We start from the raw sequence: 2,138 nt of genomic DNA, 5'->3' as shown, positions 1-2,138 counted from the left end.
AGCGACACAGAGCAGATCTCCTGGGGTAAGCTCAGCCGCCTTCCGTGCACAGTCGCCGAATCTACGCTTCGCACCCTTGATGGATATGGACTTCGCGGTACGTTGCCCGCTCGTCCGGTGCTTGCGCCTTGTATTCGGTTCTTGTCCATCGACTCGCACGTTTGCTTGGTGCTTCCTTCAGACCCCGCCTCACGGCGATAGCCCTCGCACCATCACTAGCCCTTCACCTCCATCAGGTTGGGCGGAGGACTTTCACCTCCGAACTGCTGAGCATGCCCAGCACACAACGAACCCGCTGCGCGGGATTAGCGGCACGACCCCTATAGAAGGGCTGCTGATCGGCGGTCTCCTGTCTGAGAGGATGTGGTTGCCACACCCATCCCTCTCGAGACAGGAGTTCCAGATGGCTACGATGAGCCCTCTTCGCCGGCGCATGATTGAGGACATGACGATCCGCAATCTGTCGCACTCGACGCAGCAATCCTACATTTATGCGGTCGCGAAGTTCAGCCGGCATTTCAATTGTCCACCGGATCGGCTCGGCATGGAGGATGTTCGTGCCTACCAGCTAAATCTCATCGACCAGAAGTACTCGTGGTCGCACATCAATCAGGTGGCGTGCGCGTTGCGGTTCTTCTACGGCATCACGCTCGGTCAGAAAGAGGCATTCGAGCGTATCGTCGCCGGCAGGGAACCGCAGAAGCTTCCGCCGGTGCTGAGCCCTGAGGAGATCGGGCGTTTCCTGGCGGCGGTCAAGGGATTGCGCAATCGTGTTGCGCTGACGACCGCCTATGCGGCGGGCTTGCGGGTCGGCGAGGTCGTGCGCCTGAAGATCAGCTCGATCGACAGCGAACGGATGTTGCTCCACATCGAGGGCGGCAAAGGTGGCAGGGATCGTTACGCGATGCTGTCGCCGCGGCTTCTGGAGATCCTGCGCGCCTATTGGAAGCGGGCACGGCCGAGTTCATGGCTGTTTTCGGGTCAGGAGCCCGGCGGTCATCTGAGCCGCGGCGCGCTTCAGTCGGCTTGCCGCTTCGCAAGGCAGCGTGCCCGGATCGGCAAGCGGGTGACGGCCCACTCGCTTCGGCATAGCTTTGCGACCCATCTGCTGGAGAGCGGCACCGACATCCGCATCATCCAGGTCCTGCTCGGTCATAGCCACTTGGAGACGACGGCCCGCTACGCCCAGGTGGCGACCGGACTGATCGCCGGGACCCCGAGCCCGTTCGATCAGCTCGCGCTGGAGGTGATCCCTCCCGAGTAGCGCGCACGATGCGCCCCGCGCTGGAGGTGGCGGACATCTTCCGCAGCCATGGCGATGCATTCCGTGTTGCGCAGCACGGTCGGCTCTTGCCCGACCAGCGCCGCGTCATGGCAGCCATCGAGGCTTGCCGCACCGCGGCGCTCGGTGGCCATATCGAGCAGTGCGACGGCTGCGGCATGGTTCGCATCGCCTACAACAGCTGTCGCGACCGGCACTGCCCCAAGTGCCAGGGTTTGGCGCGCGCGCAGTGGCTGGCCGATCGTCAGGCCGACCTGCTGCCGGTGCCATATTTTCACGTCGTCTTCACCGTGCCGGCACCCATCGCCGCCATCGCGCTCCAGAATAAGGCGGTCGTGTACGACATCCTGCTCAAGGCCGCAGCCGAGACGATCCGCGTCATCGGCGCCGATCCACAGCACCTCGGCGCCGAGACCGGCATGATCGCCATTCTCCACACCTGGGGCCAGACCCTGACGCATCATCCGCATGCCCACTGCGTCGTGCCGGGCGGCGGGCTTGCGGCGGACGGGCGTTGGGTCGGCTGCCGGCCGAACTTCTTCCTCCCGGTCCGCGTCCTGTCGCGACTCTATCGGCGCCTGTTCCTGCAACGCCTGCAGGCGGCGTTCGACAAAAGAGAGCTCGTGTTCTTTGGCGATCTCGCGGGCTTAATAGAGCCGGCGGTCTTCGCCCGCCATCTCGATCCGCTGCGCCATGTCGAATGGAACGTCTACGCCAAGCGCCCCTTCGGCGGACCACAGCAGGTGCTGGAATATCTGGGGCGCTACACCCATCGCGTCGCGATCGCCAATAGTCGGCTCCTCGACTGCGAGAACGGTCGCGTCCGCTTTCGTTGGAAGGATTATCGGGCGGACAG

The 2,138-nt window shown here is 63.9% G+C and carries 2 protein-coding genes; both read left to right on the top strand.

From position 1 onward, the window contains the following. Window positions 1–403 precede the first annotated feature (403 nt). Window positions 404–1,264, top strand: coding sequence for a tyrosine-type recombinase/integrase (locus tag WB528_RS15000; protein WP_423889202.1), 861 nt, complete (start codon window positions 404–406; stop codon window positions 1,262–1,264). A gap of 8 nt (window positions 1,265–1,272) precedes the next feature. Then, a partial coding sequence (locus tag WB528_RS14995) for an IS91 family transposase (protein WP_423889201.1) occupies window positions 1,273–2,138 on the top strand: 866 nt, incomplete at its 3' end.

It is taken from the genome of Bradyrhizobium sp. (assembly GCF_049586575.1).
Taxonomy (GTDB): domain Bacteria; phylum Pseudomonadota; class Alphaproteobacteria; order Rhizobiales; family Xanthobacteraceae; genus Bradyrhizobium.
The sequence above is the reverse complement of the archived record's forward strand: the minus strand, read 5'-3'. Positions and strand labels throughout refer to the sequence as shown.

Bases quoted from the DNA above. Each gene is read 5' to 3' on its own strand.
- WB528_RS15000 (WP_423889202.1), top strand. From the start codon at position 404: ATGGCTACGATGAGCCCTCTTCGCCGGCGCATGATTGAGGACATGACG.